19 protein-coding genes and 1 tRNA gene are annotated in these 14,550 nt (G+C 44.6%); 8 read left to right on the top strand and 12 right to left on the bottom strand.

What is annotated here, in order from left to right; genetic code table 11:
- Positions 1-6: 6 nt before the first annotated feature.
- Entirely contained in the window at positions 7-915 is a 909-nt protein-coding gene (locus tag B5Z18_RS13050) for a bestrophin family protein (RefSeq protein ID WP_079469768.1), read from the bottom strand.
- 363 nt (positions 916-1,278) lie between these two features.
- Between B5Z18_RS13050 and B5Z18_RS13045 the strand changes: the two genes are divergently transcribed.
- A complete protein-coding gene (locus B5Z18_RS13045; protein ID WP_079469767.1) occupies positions 1,279-1,896 on the top strand; it encodes a redoxin domain-containing protein in 618 nt (205 codons plus the stop codon).
- Here the strand turns inward: B5Z18_RS13045 and B5Z18_RS13040 are convergent, their stop codons facing one another.
- The 6 genes from B5Z18_RS13040 to B5Z18_RS13020 all read right to left on the bottom strand — a co-directional run bounded on the left by B5Z18_RS13040 (position 1,897) and on the right by B5Z18_RS13020 (position 5,496).
- Positions 1,897-2,145, bottom strand: a complete 249-nt coding sequence (locus B5Z18_RS13040; protein ID WP_079469766.1) for a hypothetical protein — start codon at positions 2,143-2,145, stop codon at positions 1,897-1,899. It abuts the gene before it with no gap.
- A 26-nt stretch (positions 2,146-2,171) separates the two neighbouring features.
- Positions 2,172-2,801 carry a class I SAM-dependent methyltransferase gene (locus B5Z18_RS13035; RefSeq protein WP_235015917.1) on the bottom strand — a complete coding sequence of 210 codons (630 nt, stop codon included), beginning with the start codon at positions 2,799-2,801 and terminating at the stop codon, positions 2,172-2,174.
- A 113-nt stretch (positions 2,802-2,914) separates the two neighbouring features.
- Positions 2,915-3,799 (bottom strand): AraC family transcriptional regulator, encoded by an 885-nt coding sequence (locus B5Z18_RS13030; RefSeq protein ID WP_079469765.1) that lies wholly within the window; start codon positions 3,797-3,799, stop codon positions 2,915-2,917.
- 330 nt (positions 3,800-4,129) lie between these two features.
- Positions 4,130-4,288, bottom strand: a complete 159-nt coding sequence (locus tag B5Z18_RS32500) for a hypothetical protein (RefSeq protein WP_159454288.1) — start codon at positions 4,286-4,288, stop codon at positions 4,130-4,132.
- Between the two features lie 147 nt (positions 4,289-4,435).
- On the bottom strand, positions 4,436-4,846 hold the full coding sequence (locus tag B5Z18_RS13025) for an ester cyclase (RefSeq protein WP_079469764.1): 411 nt from the start codon (positions 4,844-4,846) through the stop codon (positions 4,436-4,438).
- A 71-nt stretch (positions 4,847-4,917) separates the two neighbouring features.
- The gene (locus tag B5Z18_RS13020) at positions 4,918-5,496 is read right to left on the bottom strand and encodes a Crp/Fnr family transcriptional regulator (RefSeq protein ID WP_159454287.1); all 579 of its coding nucleotides are present in this window, start codon (positions 5,494-5,496) and stop codon (positions 4,918-4,920) included.
- A gap of 282 nt (positions 5,497-5,778) precedes the next feature.
- On the opposite strand from B5Z18_RS13020, the gene B5Z18_RS13015 reads away from it, so the two are divergent.
- The 6 genes from B5Z18_RS13015 to B5Z18_RS12990 all read left to right on the top strand — a co-directional run bounded on the left by B5Z18_RS13015 (position 5,779) and on the right by B5Z18_RS12990 (position 9,604).
- Positions 5,779-6,471 (top strand): helix-turn-helix transcriptional regulator, encoded by a 693-nt coding sequence (locus B5Z18_RS13015; protein ID WP_079469762.1) that lies wholly within the window; start codon positions 5,779-5,781, stop codon positions 6,469-6,471.
- Between the two features lie 180 nt (positions 6,472-6,651).
- Positions 6,652-7,041: a type VI secretion system tube protein TssD gene (gene tssD, locus B5Z18_RS13010; protein WP_079469761.1), complete on the top strand. Its 390-nt coding sequence runs from the start codon at positions 6,652-6,654 to the stop codon at positions 7,039-7,041.
- A 214-nt stretch (positions 7,042-7,255) separates the two neighbouring features.
- Positions 7,256-7,807, top strand: coding sequence for a GNAT family N-acetyltransferase (locus B5Z18_RS13005; protein WP_079469760.1), 552 nt, complete (start codon positions 7,256-7,258; stop codon positions 7,805-7,807).
- A gap of 49 nt (positions 7,808-7,856) precedes the next feature.
- A complete protein-coding gene (locus B5Z18_RS13000) occupies positions 7,857-8,774 on the top strand; it encodes an AraC family transcriptional regulator (RefSeq protein WP_079469759.1) in 918 nt (305 codons plus the stop codon).
- Between the two features lie 54 nt (positions 8,775-8,828).
- Complete coding sequence (locus B5Z18_RS12995) at positions 8,829-9,293, top strand: hypothetical protein (protein ID WP_079469758.1); 465 nt, start codon at positions 8,829-8,831, stop codon at positions 9,291-9,293.
- Between the two features lie 2 nt (positions 9,294-9,295).
- Positions 9,296-9,604 (top strand): DUF3817 domain-containing protein, encoded by a 309-nt coding sequence (locus B5Z18_RS12990; protein ID WP_079469757.1) that lies wholly within the window; start codon positions 9,296-9,298, stop codon positions 9,602-9,604.
- Between the two features lie 42 nt (positions 9,605-9,646).
- Here B5Z18_RS12990 and B5Z18_RS12985 read toward each other — a convergent pair whose 3' ends face one another.
- The 5 genes from B5Z18_RS12985 to B5Z18_RS12965 form a co-directional block, all read right to left on the bottom strand.
- Positions 9,647-10,396: a hypothetical protein gene (locus tag B5Z18_RS12985; RefSeq protein ID WP_079469756.1), complete on the bottom strand. Its 750-nt coding sequence runs from the start codon at positions 10,394-10,396 to the stop codon at positions 9,647-9,649.
- 244 nt (positions 10,397-10,640) lie between these two features.
- A tRNA-Ser gene (locus tag B5Z18_RS12980) sits at positions 10,641-10,727 on the bottom strand.
- Positions 10,728-10,817: 90 nt separating this feature from the next.
- On the bottom strand, positions 10,818-11,510 hold the full coding sequence (gene aqpZ, locus B5Z18_RS12975; protein WP_079469755.1) for an aquaporin Z: 693 nt from the start codon (positions 11,508-11,510) through the stop codon (positions 10,818-10,820).
- Positions 11,511-11,653: 143 nt separating this feature from the next.
- Complete coding sequence (locus tag B5Z18_RS12970) at positions 11,654-12,691, bottom strand: asparaginase (protein ID WP_079470075.1); 1,038 nt, start codon at positions 12,689-12,691, stop codon at positions 11,654-11,656.
- A 41-nt stretch (positions 12,692-12,732) separates the two neighbouring features.
- Positions 12,733-13,503, bottom strand: coding sequence for a TatD family hydrolase (locus B5Z18_RS12965; RefSeq protein ID WP_079469754.1), 771 nt, complete (start codon positions 13,501-13,503; stop codon positions 12,733-12,735).
- 104 nt (positions 13,504-13,607) lie between these two features.
- Here B5Z18_RS12965 and B5Z18_RS12960 point away from each other — a divergent pair, with 104 nt between their 5' ends.
- The gene (locus tag B5Z18_RS12960; RefSeq protein WP_079469753.1) at positions 13,608-14,522 is read left to right on the top strand and encodes a hypothetical protein; all 915 of its coding nucleotides are present in this window, start codon (positions 13,608-13,610) and stop codon (positions 14,520-14,522) included.
- The last annotated feature ends 28 nt before the right edge of the window (positions 14,523-14,550 follow it).

Genomic DNA, 14,550 nt, shown 5'->3' with positions numbered 1-14,550 from the left:
GTGGGCTTACATTACGTAAAGACCTTCCTGCCGCGGCAGTACCGGTGCGGGTACCGGTTCGTCTCCCAGCAGCTGGATCACGTTGATTTCGATGGTCCGCGCGATGCTGTCGAGCGGAATGGCGAGGGGCTGGAAATCAAAAGGATCCATGAGGGTGATGCCGTTCAGGTGGGTTACATGGAATACGAAGCCGAACATCCATCCGAAGGGAATGGCCCATGCGCCAATGGATTCCGTCATCATCAATGTATTCATGATTACATAAAACCAGATAAACATCTGCGTAAAATACACATAGCTGGGAGGGAATACGGTATTCCTGATCCGTTCAGACTGGCCCATGGAATCGCAGTGTTTTACCAGGATCTGGTTCAGCTCTATAAAAGTGAAGCCATCGATACTGCCCGAGTTCCGGAGCTGCTGGAGGTCGCGGGTCTGGAGGTTCAGGATGGCATTGGGGATATTGCTTTGTTTTTGTACTTCTTCAATTTCTTCGGTAGTGAGGTAGCGGGTGTAGTAGTCGTCGGGCCGTTTGCGAAGCACGGTTTTGAGTGCATAGATAAAGGCGAGGTGCCGGTAAATCATGTGGCGGACGAGGGCTTTGGTTTCGGGGGTAGCATCCGGGGAGGGATAATTGAGCATCGACCGGCTCCAGGTGCGGGAGTCGTTTACCAGTGCGCCCCATATTTTGCGGGCTTCCCACCAGCGGTCGTATGCCTGGTTGTTATTGAAGCCGATAAAGAAGGCAATCGCGGTACCCAGTACGGTAGATACGGCTATGGGGATGTTGATATGTGCTGCCAGCCAGCGTGAGTCGAGGAAATATACCAGGGTACAACATCCCAGCAGCATGAGGTCTACCTTCCAGGTAAAGGAGAAGATCTGGCCGAGTGATAGTCTGTGTTTCAGCAGCATATGTCGTTATTTATTCTTTTATGGCTTCCCTGTAAATTATGTCATCCGGGTTTATCCTGGCAAATTTTTATTCATTTTTTTAAAGACAGGTTGCCACGGTTTTCCATGACTTTATAACAATAACGGGTACACGCTTTGAATGTTTAGCACTGGTCTAAATATCCCCTTATTTTCATCTCCCCGGAAAAATATTTTTCAATCAAAGTTATTAGGAACCAATTATTTAGATTTTATATCCCTAATAGTCTATAGGAATAGTAGGGTAATTAAAATATTCTCCCTATATTTGTTCTACGAAAGCAAAAGATATTCACCAAACCTATAACAGCGGCCATTTTATCAGCCATTATAAAAGCCTTTAATATGTCATCATTATACAGATACGCCGATTACTTACCGCAGCCTACACCGGAAAACTTCCCCAGCCCTGTGAGGAACAGGGAAAAGATTAACCCATTAAAAGCAGGTAGCTTTTTCCCCGAATTTTTTATTGAAGAAGCGCGTGTGATCAACGCGGGTCCGTTGCTGAATAATGCTCATTCCGGCGCGTCATTGCACAGTCTTACTTTGCAGCCGCTGGTAGTGGTTTTTTATTCCTGGCATTGGAACAATTACGCGGATCAGCTGATAGAGCGGCTGAAGGAAAGCCATGCGGCTATTACTGCGGCCGGAGCCCGTTTGCTGGTATTATCCAGTGAAGATAAGAAGCAGTTCACCTCAGTATATCCGGAGGCGCTGCCCTTTGATGTAGTGCACGACGCACAATACCGCATAGCCAGGAAAGCAGGCATTTACAGGGAATCAGACCCGATCTGGGGTTTTGTTTCCGGTGTCAATGCAGACGTACCTGTGCCGGCAGCATATCTTATTACGCCTTCACTGGAAATCAGTTACGATTTTGTTGATCTGTATTTACAGGAAGAATTTTCGCCGGAAGCCGTAGTGGCTGCCATTGGCAAAAAGCTGGCCATCAGCGCCTGATCAGCAGGCTGGTTCCATTGTTGTGCATTTACGTACATGCATCAGTGCATAACGGTAAATGCTCCATTGTAAACTGTTACATTCCAATGGCGACAAGCTTTCTATTTTTTCCTGGAGGGAGGTGAAGATTTCTTTATATAAAGCGGCATGTTCCTTTTTTACGGTGGCCAGTAACTGGTCTGCCTGCTGGTAATCCGTTATGGTGCCTAATTGTGCTATGATCTCTAAAGCATGTCCGTCTGTAGTCATTGTATTAATTTTTGTATTACTTAGTCCTATCTTCTGATCCACATTTTTAGCATTAAATCCGTAGAAGCATCCACCATCTGGTAACAGGGAGGTACTTCATCTTCAAGACTGTGGTATGTTACGAGTCTTGTGCCGCTTGCACTGCTTGCCAGTTTTTTAAATAAAAAGCGGCTGTAATAATTATATAAACTTGTTGAATATTCTACCTTGTTATCTATCTGATCCTGATCTACCAGGTTTTCAAAGAAAGAATTATAGAAGTAAAAGCCATCGTACGCAGAAAGATCTTCCTGCGTAAAATTGCCGTGAATAAAGCTCACGTTCCTGGTTTGTGTGGCAGCCTTTGCTTCGAGGGCATATTGATAGAGTTCTTCCCGTTGTTCAATACCGTAAAAGTTGGTTTCCGGGTAAAAACGGGCGCCTACCAGGCAAAATTTCCCGACACCGCTGCCGATGTCCAGAATTTTCTTCCCGGGTTCATTTGCGAGAAAACGGGCTGCTGCTTTAGCAATACTGAGTGGCGTCCAGTGCCGTCTTGATAGTTGCTGTATTTTTTCAGGATACAACCAGTCAAACCCGGCATCATTTACGTAGCAATTCGGCTTTAATAAAGTAGAAGTCTGCATGAAGGCGCAAAGGTACGCATTTACCGGCATTTTTAGAGATTTTAACCCTTATATATATGCAAAACAGGGCATGTAAATAGCTGCTGTAGCCGGTAACACCATATTCCAGATGTGTTAATGTTACATTTTACCTGCTAACAGCGCTACACGAAAGTTCTTGTTCCGGAGGAAGTATAGGCCAGCCTGAATTCCTTGGGTGTACAATCTTTTTTCTTTTTGAAGATGCGGTTGAAGTTGGAGATATTATTAAAACCGCACTTATAAGCGATCTCATTCACGGTGTGCGTGGTTTCTATCAGCAGCCGGGAGGCGTGTCCCAGCCTGATTTCTATGAGGGTATCCACAAAGGTTTTGCCGATCTTGGCCTTAAAGAAGCGGCTGAAAGCCACTTCCGTCATGGCCGCAAGCCTGGCCGCTTCTCCCAGTGAAATACTTTTATCGAAGTTGGCATTCAGATAGGTCATGATCTTTTCTACGCGGCGACTGTTGTAGGAGAAGGTTTCCGTGTTGCCAAAAGTAGAATCCGACAGGATGCGCATATTCCGGCTGATAGACAGGTCGTGCAAAATAGACATCAGTTCCAGCACGGAATCGAAGCCCTGTTGCTGTGGCAGCCGGATGAGGCGGGGCATGATCTGCTGGGTGGTTTCGGTAGAGAAGAGGATGCCCCGCAGGGAGCGTTCAAACATATTTTTGATAAAGTTCATCTGGTTGCGCTGCAGGAACTTATCGTCAAACAGGTCCCGGTGAAACTGGATGGTTATTTCTTTAACGTTGCCGCCTTCATGGTTGTTGGCAAACCAGCCGTGTTGCAGGTTGGGGCCAACCAGTACCAGTTCAAGGTCGCCGATCTCTTCAATATGATCCCCGATGATCCGTTTAGCACCACTGGCGTATTGGATAAAGTTCAACTCAAATTCATCGTGGTAATGCAACGGGAAATCGAATACTTTTTTCTCCCGGGCAAACAACGTAAAGCAGTCGCTTTGCGTAAGAGGAGTGATTTCCCTTAATAATTTACTCTTCATAATGAGCATAGTTTTTATAACATACCGGAAGCCCTGAAGTGGAATGTAACGTATTAACTGTTGATTTATATGACCTGGGTGCTAAAAAAGCATTATAAATGTAAGGTTATCAGTCGTAAAATACAATTTTTACTTTTTTACCAATAGTATTAACTACCGGGCGATCTGGTTATATAGGTGTTATTGTTACACTTATTTTATCATGAATTTGACTATCAAAGTATAATTAAAAGATAAAAAAGTATTAAGTATATGTTTGAATAAGAGGCATATTTGTGTAACACAAGCCTTTTTGTGATGAAAAGTATCTGTAAGGGATACTGTTTAAAATTATTTCCAGGGGTTACAGCCGGTGTGATATTGTAATGGGGAGATGAATATTACCGGAAGGAGCTGGCTGTTGGAATCAACGATCCGGATGCGCGGATAGTTGATTTTACAGTGGCTCCGGAAGGGAACATAGCCGGCCGTAACACCTGGATTTTTCATTGTATGTCTTTTCACAGACGGACCGCTTACATTTTTTATTCCACTTCACGTTTTATTACCGGGTTACCAATGATGATTTGTTGCCTGTGGAAGGGGAGCAACAAATCATCATTGGATGTTTATAACGGGTATGGGCCTACGGCGTATTTAAGGTTGGGAGGTAAGTTTTTTTTCGAGTGTATTTCCGTCTATTAAAGCCCAATGTTCAATGATCCGGTTATCCTGCAATCGAAAGCAACGATAGCCGGGAATACTTACTGTTAAGCCGGTGGCGCTTATTCCCCGCCATAGTCCGATGTGTTTCATGCGCATGGTTACTTTTATCATACACTTACCAGGTTCGGCTACCTGGTCTTCTATAATTGTTTCGGGTTGAAAGGATTCATGCGTTAATGCAATCCATTGTTTTAGCCCGGTGGCGTTGGCGGGTAGTGCCGGCGGCAATGAATGATCCACATAGTCCGGATGCAGGAATTGCTCCAAACGGCTGGTATCACCGAGGTTCCAGGTGGTGGCAATGTAGTGTGTTATGAAATCTTTCTGTTCTTGTATAGTCATGACCGTTAGTTTTACCGGATAAAGGTAGCTGCCATGCTATAAAGCGATTGTGTCAAACGTCACATAATAGTTCAGGGTAAGCGGCGGCGGATGCGGCTGAGGGTTTCGCGGGAGATGCCCAGGTAAGAGCTGAGTTGTGTAAGAGATACACGTTGCAGGAGTTCGGGTTGGTTGTTTAGTATTGACTGGTACCTTTCTTCCGGGCTGTTTCTTTTAAGCCAGTGATTGTGTTTTTCCTGTTCAATGAACAGATGTTCCAGCCACTGGCGGCCAAAGGCGGTGATTTCGGGGGATTGCTGATAGAGTGAAAACAGATCGTCTTTATGCCATTGCCATAAGGTACCGGCTTCTATAGTTTGTATATTGTAATCGGCCGGAACGTTGTTTCGCAGGCTGTTCAGGTTAGTGAGGAATGTATTTTCAAAGTAGAAACCGGTGTTGATCTCCTTTTCGTTGTGATGCTGAAAGGCTCTGCAGGCGCCGGTTTCAATGAACCATATGTATTGGCAGCGTTGTCCTTCGCGCAACAGGTAGTCACCCTTTTTTACCATTTGTAAAGTGGTATGCGCGGCAAATAATTCCATTGCTTCATGGCTAAGGGGAGCAATGTACGAGAGGCTTTCAAGGAAATGTTCCGGGCTGGATTTCATGACAGGAAGGTCATTTATTTTTTCAAAAATACTCACATGTAGGTATTTGTTTCCCTTTAGCTTTAACATATCTTTGTGAAAATAATCTGATTTTACCTTATTATATATAAAGTCATCCACCTGATTTAGTCAATCACCGTATTTTCTATCCCCAAAAAAGGGTCTCTTCTTTGTGATGGGACCCTTTCTTATTTTTACTACATTTGCTACCAGAAAGAGCACTAAAGTAAGTAGTCAACCAACATCACAGAGGATTCCTATACACGATTTTATATCACGTACATGATTGAGCACGCTGCATTTAATAATGACGGATCAGGGCTGGAAGAGAAGCTGAACGCTTTAAAGGCCATTGATCAGGAGCTTCCCGTAGTGGTAATAGTAATGAATGTGGTAAAGAGCTACGTGGAGTATATGTCGCCGCGGGGCTGCCGGGAACTGGATATTACGCTGGAGGCCTTGCAGGAAATGGGCGCAAGGTATTACGACACCTTCTTTAACCCACACGATGTAGCAGATTATCTTCCAAAGATCATCAATATGCTGGATGCGCCGGCAGCAGCCAACATAACGGTTACCTTTTTCCAGCAGGTACGCACTACGGCTTCGCGGGACTGGACCTGGCATCTGGGTTCTACACGGGTATTTATGCGGGATGCCGAAGGAGTTCCTACGCATGTAATTACCTGCGTCATTCCCATTGATCCATTGCACCACGTTACCAGTAAGGTGAACCGCCTGCTGGAAGAGAATAACTTCCTGCGCCGCAACCAGCATATTTTTGCTTCCCTTACTAAAAGGGAAAAGGAAATCCTGCGGCTGCTGGCCCTGGGCCTCAGCGCTATTGAAATTGCCGAGGAAGCAGGGATCTCGGAAAAGACTGCCGTTACGCACCGCCGGAATATCAAAGCAAAGATCGGGGCACAGTCCAGCTACGACCTGACCAGTTTTGCCCAGGCATTTGATCTTATATAGATATTAAACAGTATATCAAAGGCTGGCTGAAAGGCCCGTCCCTGCAATATCCGGCGGCTTTCCTCAAAAATAACCCTCAATTTTTCGGCATGTAAACAGAAATGTGTATTTTCATTCTGTATACCATATTTTTGTGCCTGTCTGTTGTGCCTTGCAACGGACCTGTTAACCAGATTAATTATGTCTTTTAAAGCTGTTCTCAACATCGACGGGGAGGAAATGAACATCCTGGAATGCAGGTTTTCATTTACCCAAAATACAGATCATAACGGGAAACCTGCCGCCCGCCCCAAAGGAGGCACTATTAACCTGCTGATTGAGTCTGCCGGTGAAACCAGTTTGTTTGACTGGATGATTTCCAACACCCAGACGAAAAACGGCAGTATTACCTTTTTCCGGCGGGATTCCATGTCGAGGCTCAAAGAGCTGAAGTTTACAGACGCCTATTGTGTAGAATACGAAGAGACGTTTAATTCCGCCAATGAGCAACCCCTGCAAATACAGCTGACTTTGTCATCGAGGGAGGTGAAATTAAATAATTCCACCTACCAGAATCCGTGGCCTGCATAGCACTACCCCGTTATACATCTTTTTAAGAAAAAGTAACAACCTGCATGAACACCTGTTGCATGCGGGTTGTACCTGTTCGCCGGATGGCCGTTTCATCCGTGTTTCTTTCACCGGTTTATTATTTTATCCTCGGTTCCCGGTGAACAATCCCACCGCCCCTTTAGTGTTTTTCCCGCATGAGATCGGACAACTGAATAATGATTAATTTACGCGTATGCCAGTACTTAATTTTAACCCTTTTCCGACGCTTGTTTCCGAGCGGTTTATCCTGAGGGCTCCTGCATTGTATGATGACGAAGCCCTTTCCATTCTGCGGTCGGATCCGCGTGTGAACCAGTTCCTGAACCGGTCTGCTACCACTACAGTTGCAGAGGCCCGGCAGTTTATTGAAAAGATCCAGGCCAACATTGCCGCCAACCAATCACTGTATTGGATAATTACTACCAAAGAAAGTGATCACCTCGTTGGCACTATCTGCTACTGGAATATGGAACCTGAGCTGGAGCAGGCTGAAATAGGTTATGAACTGCAGTCGGCTTTCTTTGGAAAAGGCATTATGCAGGAAGTGATTCCGGTAGTAATAAAGTTTGGATTTGAACAATTACATCTTCAGAAAATTACGGCCTTCCTCGCTGCCGGGAATGAAAAATCCATCAAACTCCTGGAACGCAATCACTTTAAAACAGATCAGGCATTGAGAGAAAAACTGGAAAAGGAAGAAGACCTGACGGGGCTTTTGTGTTACTCACTCACCCGGCCGGCATAATGTCTTCTGCTCCGGAAGCACTATCTTTCAAGGTAAAAGAAAATTGATCATGCCGGTGAAAAAAGGAATAAAGGTATATGGTCCGGATTCATTTACTGCCAGGTTTATGCAACCCAGGAAGGAGCTTGACAGCATATTAAGACCTGATTTTGATAAGTTTTTTATTGTGAAAGTGGAAGATATGTACCGGCTGGTAACGCAGTCTGTACCCGCTTCCCGGTCAACCAACCATAGTTGTTTGTTTATTACCAGTGGAGAAGCCAGTATGAAAATTGGCAGTGAATTATATACGATCCACAAAAATGAAATGTTGTTTGTGCCGGCGGGTCAGGTTTTTTCCTTTAAAAGCGGCGAAGTGAACAAGGGCTATCTGTGTAATTTTCATACCGATATCCTCACCGGGAAATACAATACACAAGAGCCACTGAAAGCATTTGAATTTTTAAGGGTATGGGGTAATCCGATGGTGAGTCTCGATAAGCAAACCGCCGGATTTGTGGTGCATCTTTTCAAACGCCTGTTGTTTGATTACAGCCGGAACGGGCTGCGTAATCCTGAAATTATCCAGCCATACCTGACTACATTGCTGTTTGAGGTGAAGCAGCTTTACAAACCACTGACGGATAATCATCAAACCGCCGCCATCAATATCACCAACCGTTTTAAGGAACTGGTATTTACCAATATCCGGACGCGGCACCTGGTAACGGACTATGCTGCCCTGCTGAATATTTCACCGAATCATTTAAACAAATCGGTGAAAGCCGTTACCGCTAAATCACCTGCGCGGTGGATCGATGAGGCCATCGTGCTGGAAGCAAAAGTACTGCTGAGCCAAAGTGATCTCACCATCAGCGAAGTGGCGCAGGAAGTGGGTTTTGAGGATCAGTCGTACTTCACCCGGCTCTTCAAAAAGTATGAAGGCATTACGCCTACCGACTTCCGCAGGAAGATTGAATTATCCTAAAACTCCCCTTATTCGTCCTAACAGCCCAATGCTTTTAATCAGAGCTTTGCGGGCATGTATTTCTTTTTGTTATTCGCACATTCACTATTCCGCTGGGCGGTGGTGATAAGTCTCTTATACGCTGTTTACCGTGGTATACGCGGATGGCGCCACAAGAATATATTTACACGGCGGGATGATTTGGTAAGACATAGCACCGCCACTATCGCACATATCCAGTTGGCAATTGGTTATGTGCTATACTTTAAAAGCCCGGTGGTGGCTTATTTCAGATCTCATTTCCATGAAGCCATCCGGCAGTTTGATTTCCTGTTTTTCGGATTGATACATATTGTATTGATGACGATTGCCATTGTGTTTATAACCATCGGTTCATCCGTGGCCAAACGGCAGGATACTGCTACGGTAAAGTTCCGTACTATGACCATCTGGTTTTCCCTCGCGCTTATTATTATTTTCATTGCAATACCGTGGCCGTTCTCTCCACTGGCGAACGGGCCATATATAAGATCATTTTAACTATGCTGAAGTTCTTTAATACAAAAATCGGAAGATTGCGGCTGATCGCCTTTTTAGAAGGAATTTCCCTGCTGATACTAACAGGTATCGCAGTACCGCTGAAGTATGTATATCATGATCCTTCCCTGGTGAAGGCAATAGGACCGGTACATGGGATATTGTTTCTGTTCTTTATATTGAACACACTGAGTGTGGGAATTGCTTATAAGTGGAAATTCAGCACTACTACCTGGAAGGTTTTACTGGCGTGTATTATTCCTTTCGGAACGTTTTATGTGGACAGGGTTATTTTGTCGCGGATGATGGCGTGAAGTTTAGATAAGATGTCCTGTTGTTACGATGGATTGGTAAAATCAATAATTATAAGTAGCATACTGAAAAGACTGTGCCTGCCTCAGGTAAAATTTATCCGTAATTAGCCGGTCAATTTGAGTTACCAAAGCCAGCAGTTCCTTTTTACGGCCCATGGCACAATCTACAGCATCGTTGTCTACCTCCATCTCATCAGCAATCACTTGCCGCAACATGGCGATATAAAGTTTTTTCTGCGCTGCAATATTACCCTGTATTGTACTATTGCTTTCATACAAAGTGTATAGGTATACGCTATATTCTACATAGCCCGATATCCGTTCTTCCCTATGGCCATAGTAAGTACCAAAGGGGCAATGCAACCGCCCATAAAGCGTATTAAGGAATCGAAACAGGTTATCTAGTTTTTTTCTTGTAACGGCATATTTAGCGGCGCCATTTTGCCGCTTTAAAAAGAAGCCATACACCTGGTAATACCAATCCTTACCCGCTTCACTGTCAAAATAAATCGACTGTCTGCTATGAGCCGCATATAACAGACCAGGACTTTCCGGAAAATCCTGGTGTAGGAGTTCGGGATAGTATTTGGTAATGTTATCCCAATCTTCTTTACTCATTACCAGCGAATCGCCATCATTGGCTAGCAGCAAGGTATCTCCAGTTGGCTGGGAAGTATCGCCAATAAAAATTTTATCATCGTAACCCCTTGAAAAATCATCAACAGCACAAATGCTTTGGGCAAATATGCGCTGCGTTACCATAAGCAACAGTAAAATGAGCAGGTACTTCATATATCTGTCTTTTGAAAAGAGGGCTTTTAATTTAAGCTTCGTTAATTGATTCTCTCAATAGAATGGAAATATTGTATATAGACTTTAAAAATTCTTTATCTGTCATAATTAAAGGGCAATAAAGTATTATACAAAAGTAGTAGTAATCTAAAACGGGATTATCCCTGAAAGCAGGTATTTATTTACCGTAGGACATAAAACAAAAAAGCCCTGATAACTTGCGTTACCAGAGCTTTAAAGCTTGCGGAGAAGAAGGGATTCGAACCCTTGATAGGCTTTCACCTATACACACTTTCCAGGCGTGCCAGTTCAACCACTCCTGCACTTCTCCGTGATTATCTTTTCCTGAACAAACGGAAGGGTTGATTTTCCAATTCAGGGTTGCAAAGATAATCCTTTAGTTTATATTTCAAAAAAAAGTTTAATTCTTATCGTACAGCTTCCATATTCCTCCGCCCAGAAGCCCGCCTACAATGGGGCCTACAATAAACACCCACAAATGGGAAATGGCGCCGCCGCCAACAAACAGAGCCGGTCCGATACTTCTTGCAGGGTTTACGGATACGCCTGTAACCGGGATGCCTACAATATGGATCATGGTCAGGCAGAGACCAATCGCCAATCCGGCAAATGCACTGTTGCCATTATTTTTACTGGTGCTGCCGTGAACTACCACGAGGAAAATGGCGGTAAGGACGATTTCAGCAATCAATCCACTAATTAGTGAATAATGGTCTGGTGAGCCATCTTCCACACCATTGGCGCCGAGGCCGTTGGCAGCAAGACTGTAATCCGCTTTTCCCTGAGCGATGAAATACAGGAGTGCAGCAGCTACAATACCTCCGATGATCTGTGCTACAATATACCCGCCTGCATCTTTACCGGATATTTTGCCTGTAGACCACAGGGAAATAGTAATAGCCGGATTTAAATGACAGCCGGAAATGTGACCTACTGCGTAAGCCATCGTCACAACTGATAATCCAAATGCAAAAGCGATACCCAGAAACCCTACGTGCGTGCCGGCTAACACGGCGCTGCCGCAACCCATAAATACCAGGACAAAAGTGCCAAAGAATTCAGCAATGCATTTCTGTGATAAGGAAACTCCCATAGAATAATGAATTTTGTGGTGAATAGAAAATGGGGAAAGAGAATTTGGTGATATTTAAATTTACCTTAAATATTCAAGATAAAAAAAAGCGGAAGTACAACTGATTGTATCTCCCGCCTGTATAAGCTTCCGGAAAAAGATATTTAGTATACTTCGATTGGCGTTAATTCACCCCGCAGCGACGTTTCCAGCATTACCTTTGCATCGGCCACAGACAAGCCCTGACCCAATACAAACATCAATTTGGTGACCGCTGCTTCAAAGGTCATATCATGCCCGCTCACTACACCAATTTCCATTAAGTGCTGACTGGTTTCATATTTGCCCAGCTCCACAGAACCCCCGTCACATTGGGTGATATCTACTACGATGGCGCCGTGATCGATCACCTTCTTAATGCTTTCAATAAACCAGGGCTGTGTATTGGTGTTACCACTACCAAAGGTTTCCATGATCACACCTTTCAAACCGGATACGCCCAGCGTAGCTTCTACCGCTCTCCTGGTAATTCCCGGGAATAATTTCAGTACGGTAATATTTGTTTCCAGTTCCTTATGCACCTTCAGTGGTAGTGTAGGTGGCGGTAAAATAAACTGGTGCTTGAATTTAATATCGATGCCGGCTTCCGCGAGCTGAGGATAGTTCATGGTATAGAATGCCTCAAACTTTTCCGCGTTATATTTTTTGGAACGGTTGCCTCTGAACAGGGAGAAATCAAAGTAAATACATACTTCCGGCACCATAGAGATAGTAGTGCCATTATGCCGGCTGCAGGCTATTTCCATTGCCGTAATAATATTCTCTTTGGCATCTGTGCGTATTTTGCCGATGGGAAGCTGGGAACCGGTTAAGATAACAGGCTTCGACAGGTTTTCCAGCATAAAGCTCAGGGCAGATGCCGTGAAGGCCATTGTATCCGAGCCGTGCAGGATTACAAAGCCATCGTACCGGTCGTACCGGTCTTCAATAATACTGGCCAGTTCCACCCATATCTCCGGCTGCATGTCTGATGAATCTATAGGCGGATTAAATGCGTACACATAAAAATCGATGCCCATCCGGTATAGTTCCGGTAAATTATTCCTTATTTCATTGAAGCCGATCGGGCGCAGTGCTTTGGTTTTATCATCGTAGATCATACCTACAGTACCGCCCGTGTAAATAATCAGAATTTTACTCATTGTGCTATTAGCCATTGCCTGCAAAGGTATTCACTAAACAGTTAGAGCATTTTGAATAATTTCCGGGCATTGCTGCTTGTTATATCTGCAACGTCTGCAATTTTTAGATTTTTTATATCTGCCACCTTTTCACCTGCCAGCGGGAGGTACGCACTTTCGTTGCGTTTACCGCGATAAGGAACCGGCGCCAGATAGGGAGCGTCTGTTTCCATTACGATGTGCGCCAGGTCTATTTCCTCCAGTAATTTATCCAAACCGGATTTCTTGAAGGTAACTACCCCGCCTATGCCCAGGTAAAAGCCCAGGTCAATGATTTCCTTTGCTTCCTCCAGGGTGCCCGAAAAGCAGTGGAAAACCCCGCTTAAACGGCCATCCTGTAGAGCTTTTACTTCGTTGATACATTCCCGTGTAGCTTCCCGGCTGTGGATGGATACCGGCAGCCCATACTCCCGCGCCAGCATCAGCTGCTCCTGGAAAGCCTTGTATTGCTGGATAAGCAGGGATTTATCCCAGTAAAAATCCAGTCCTATTTCCCCGATGGCCTTGAAAGAACGCTGCTGTAACCAGGCCTTTACCAGGTCCAGCTGCTCATCTACCTCCTCTTTTACATAACAGGGATGTATCCCCATCATCGCATAAATATGATCCGGGTGCTTCGCTTCCAGCGCCAGCATCCCTTCGATAGAACTCTCATCTATATTCGGCAAAAACAGTTTATCTACCCCCGCTGCTATGGCACGCGCTACCATCTCTTCCCGGTCTGCCTCAAATTCTTCAGAATAAAGGTGCGTGTGGGTATCTATCCAAAGCATAATAATTATTTTATTAAATTTGTAATTTCTTTAATATTTAAGCAGTATCTTTATTACCACAAAGGTAAAGACCGAAAAACCTAATTGCTAATAAAACCTAAACTATGAAAAGCTATTTCAGTACAAATCGTGTGCTGGCGTGGACCTTCACCAGCGTGGCGGTAGTCACCATTTTCTTTGCCTGTAAGAAAGAAGTAACCACAGATACGGCGCCGAATAACCAATCAGATAATAATACTATTGCTGCAGCGCAACACGAAGCGGCAGCCAGCGCCATGTACAGCGGACTTTTTGAAACCGTGGCAGAAGTAGCCATTACACAAGGGTTGTTTACTGCCCGCAAGGCGGATAATATAAACAATGCACTGGCTGTTACCACCTCGCCCTCCTGCCCGGTAGCTGAGCTACTGGATGCCACCAATCCTGACCAATGGCCTAAAAAAGTAAAGATCGATTTTGGTGGGTCGTGCCTCGACAATTATGGTGTGAGCCGTAGCGGTGTGCTGAATGTTACTTTCAGCGGTCCGTTATTTAGCCCCGCTTCTATCATCCGGGTGGAGCCCGATGGTTATAAAATCAACGGCAAATCCATAGAAGGACTGTTTACCATCAGTGGCGTTAGCTACAGCAAAACAACCGGTATCCAGTATACCACTGAATTAACCGGTGGGAAAGTAACGCTGAGCGATACCGTTGTGATCAACTACGCCAGTAAGAAAACCATTAAGCAAACGGCAGGATTTGACCCGGTAACACCCTTGTTAAATCCGTCTGATGACGTGTTTACTGTAGAAGGAAATGCCAGCATTTCTTATGAGAAAGGTCCTGTAACCGGTGTTACAGCCACTTTTACAACACAGGAAGCACTGGTAAAAATATTTGATTGCCAGCATTTCGTTAAAGGGAAACTGAAGGTTGAATTTGATAAAGTAACCGGGGTAATTGATTATGGGAATGGTAAATGTACCGATCCTGTTACGATTACAGTGGGAGATAAAACCAAAGAGATCAAGTTATAAAAACCTGCTCAACTGTTGCTGATAAACT

This window comes from Chitinophaga ginsengisegetis (assembly GCF_900168065.1).
Taxonomy (GTDB): Bacteria; Bacteroidota; Bacteroidia; order Chitinophagales; family Chitinophagaceae; genus Chitinophaga; species Chitinophaga ginsengisegetis.
This window is presented reverse-complemented; position numbering and strand designations above follow the sequence as displayed.

Bases quoted from the DNA above. Each gene is read 5' to 3' on its own strand.
- B5Z18_RS12970 (WP_079470075.1), bottom strand. From the start codon at position 12,691: ATGAGTAAAATTCTGATTATTTACACGGGCGGTACTGTAGGTATGATC.
- B5Z18_RS13040 (WP_079469766.1), bottom strand. From the start codon at position 2,145: ATGACTACAGACGGACATGCTTTAGAGATCATAGCACAATTAGGCACC.
- B5Z18_RS12960 (WP_079469753.1), top strand. From the start codon at position 13,608: ATGAAAAGCTATTTCAGTACAAATCGTGTGCTGGCGTGGACCTTCACC.
- B5Z18_RS13045 (WP_079469767.1), top strand. From the start codon at position 1,279: ATGTCATCATTATACAGATACGCCGATTACTTACCGCAGCCTACACCG.
- B5Z18_RS13015 (WP_079469762.1), top strand. From the start codon at position 5,779: ATGATTGAGCACGCTGCATTTAATAATGACGGATCAGGGCTGGAAGAG.
- B5Z18_RS13050 (WP_079469768.1), bottom strand. From the start codon at position 915: ATGCTGCTGAAACACAGACTATCACTCGGCCAGATCTTCTCCTTTACC.
- B5Z18_RS12985 (WP_079469756.1), bottom strand. From the start codon at position 10,396: ATGAAGTACCTGCTCATTTTACTGTTGCTTATGGTAACGCAGCGCATA.
- B5Z18_RS32500 (WP_159454288.1), bottom strand. From the start codon at position 4,288: ATGAAAAATCCAGGTGTTACGGCCGGCTATGTTCCCTTCCGGAGCCAC.
- B5Z18_RS13030 (WP_079469765.1), bottom strand. From the start codon at position 3,799: ATGAAGAGTAAATTATTAAGGGAAATCACTCCTCTTACGCAAAGCGAC.
- B5Z18_RS12965 (WP_079469754.1), bottom strand. From the start codon at position 13,503: ATGCTTTGGATAGATACCCACACGCACCTTTATTCTGAAGAATTTGAG.
- B5Z18_RS12995 (WP_079469758.1), top strand. From the start codon at position 8,829: ATGTATTTCTTTTTGTTATTCGCACATTCACTATTCCGCTGGGCGGTG.
- B5Z18_RS13000 (WP_079469759.1), top strand. From the start codon at position 7,857: ATGCCGGTGAAAAAAGGAATAAAGGTATATGGTCCGGATTCATTTACT.
- B5Z18_RS13020 (WP_159454287.1), bottom strand. From the start codon at position 5,496: ATGAAATCCAGCCCGGAACATTTCCTTGAAAGCCTCTCGTACATTGCT.
- tssD (WP_079469761.1), top strand. From the start codon at position 6,652: ATGTCTTTTAAAGCTGTTCTCAACATCGACGGGGAGGAAATGAACATC.
- B5Z18_RS13025 (WP_079469764.1), bottom strand. From the start codon at position 4,846: ATGACTATACAAGAACAGAAAGATTTCATAACACACTACATTGCCACC.
- aqpZ (WP_079469755.1), bottom strand. From the start codon at position 11,510: ATGGGAGTTTCCTTATCACAGAAATGCATTGCTGAATTCTTTGGCACT.
- B5Z18_RS12990 (WP_079469757.1), top strand. From the start codon at position 9,296: ATGCTGAAGTTCTTTAATACAAAAATCGGAAGATTGCGGCTGATCGCC.
- B5Z18_RS13035 (WP_235015917.1), bottom strand. From the start codon at position 2,801: ATGCCGGTAAATGCGTACCTTTGCGCCTTCATGCAGACTTCTACTTTA.
- B5Z18_RS13005 (WP_079469760.1), top strand. From the start codon at position 7,256: ATGCCAGTACTTAATTTTAACCCTTTTCCGACGCTTGTTTCCGAGCGG.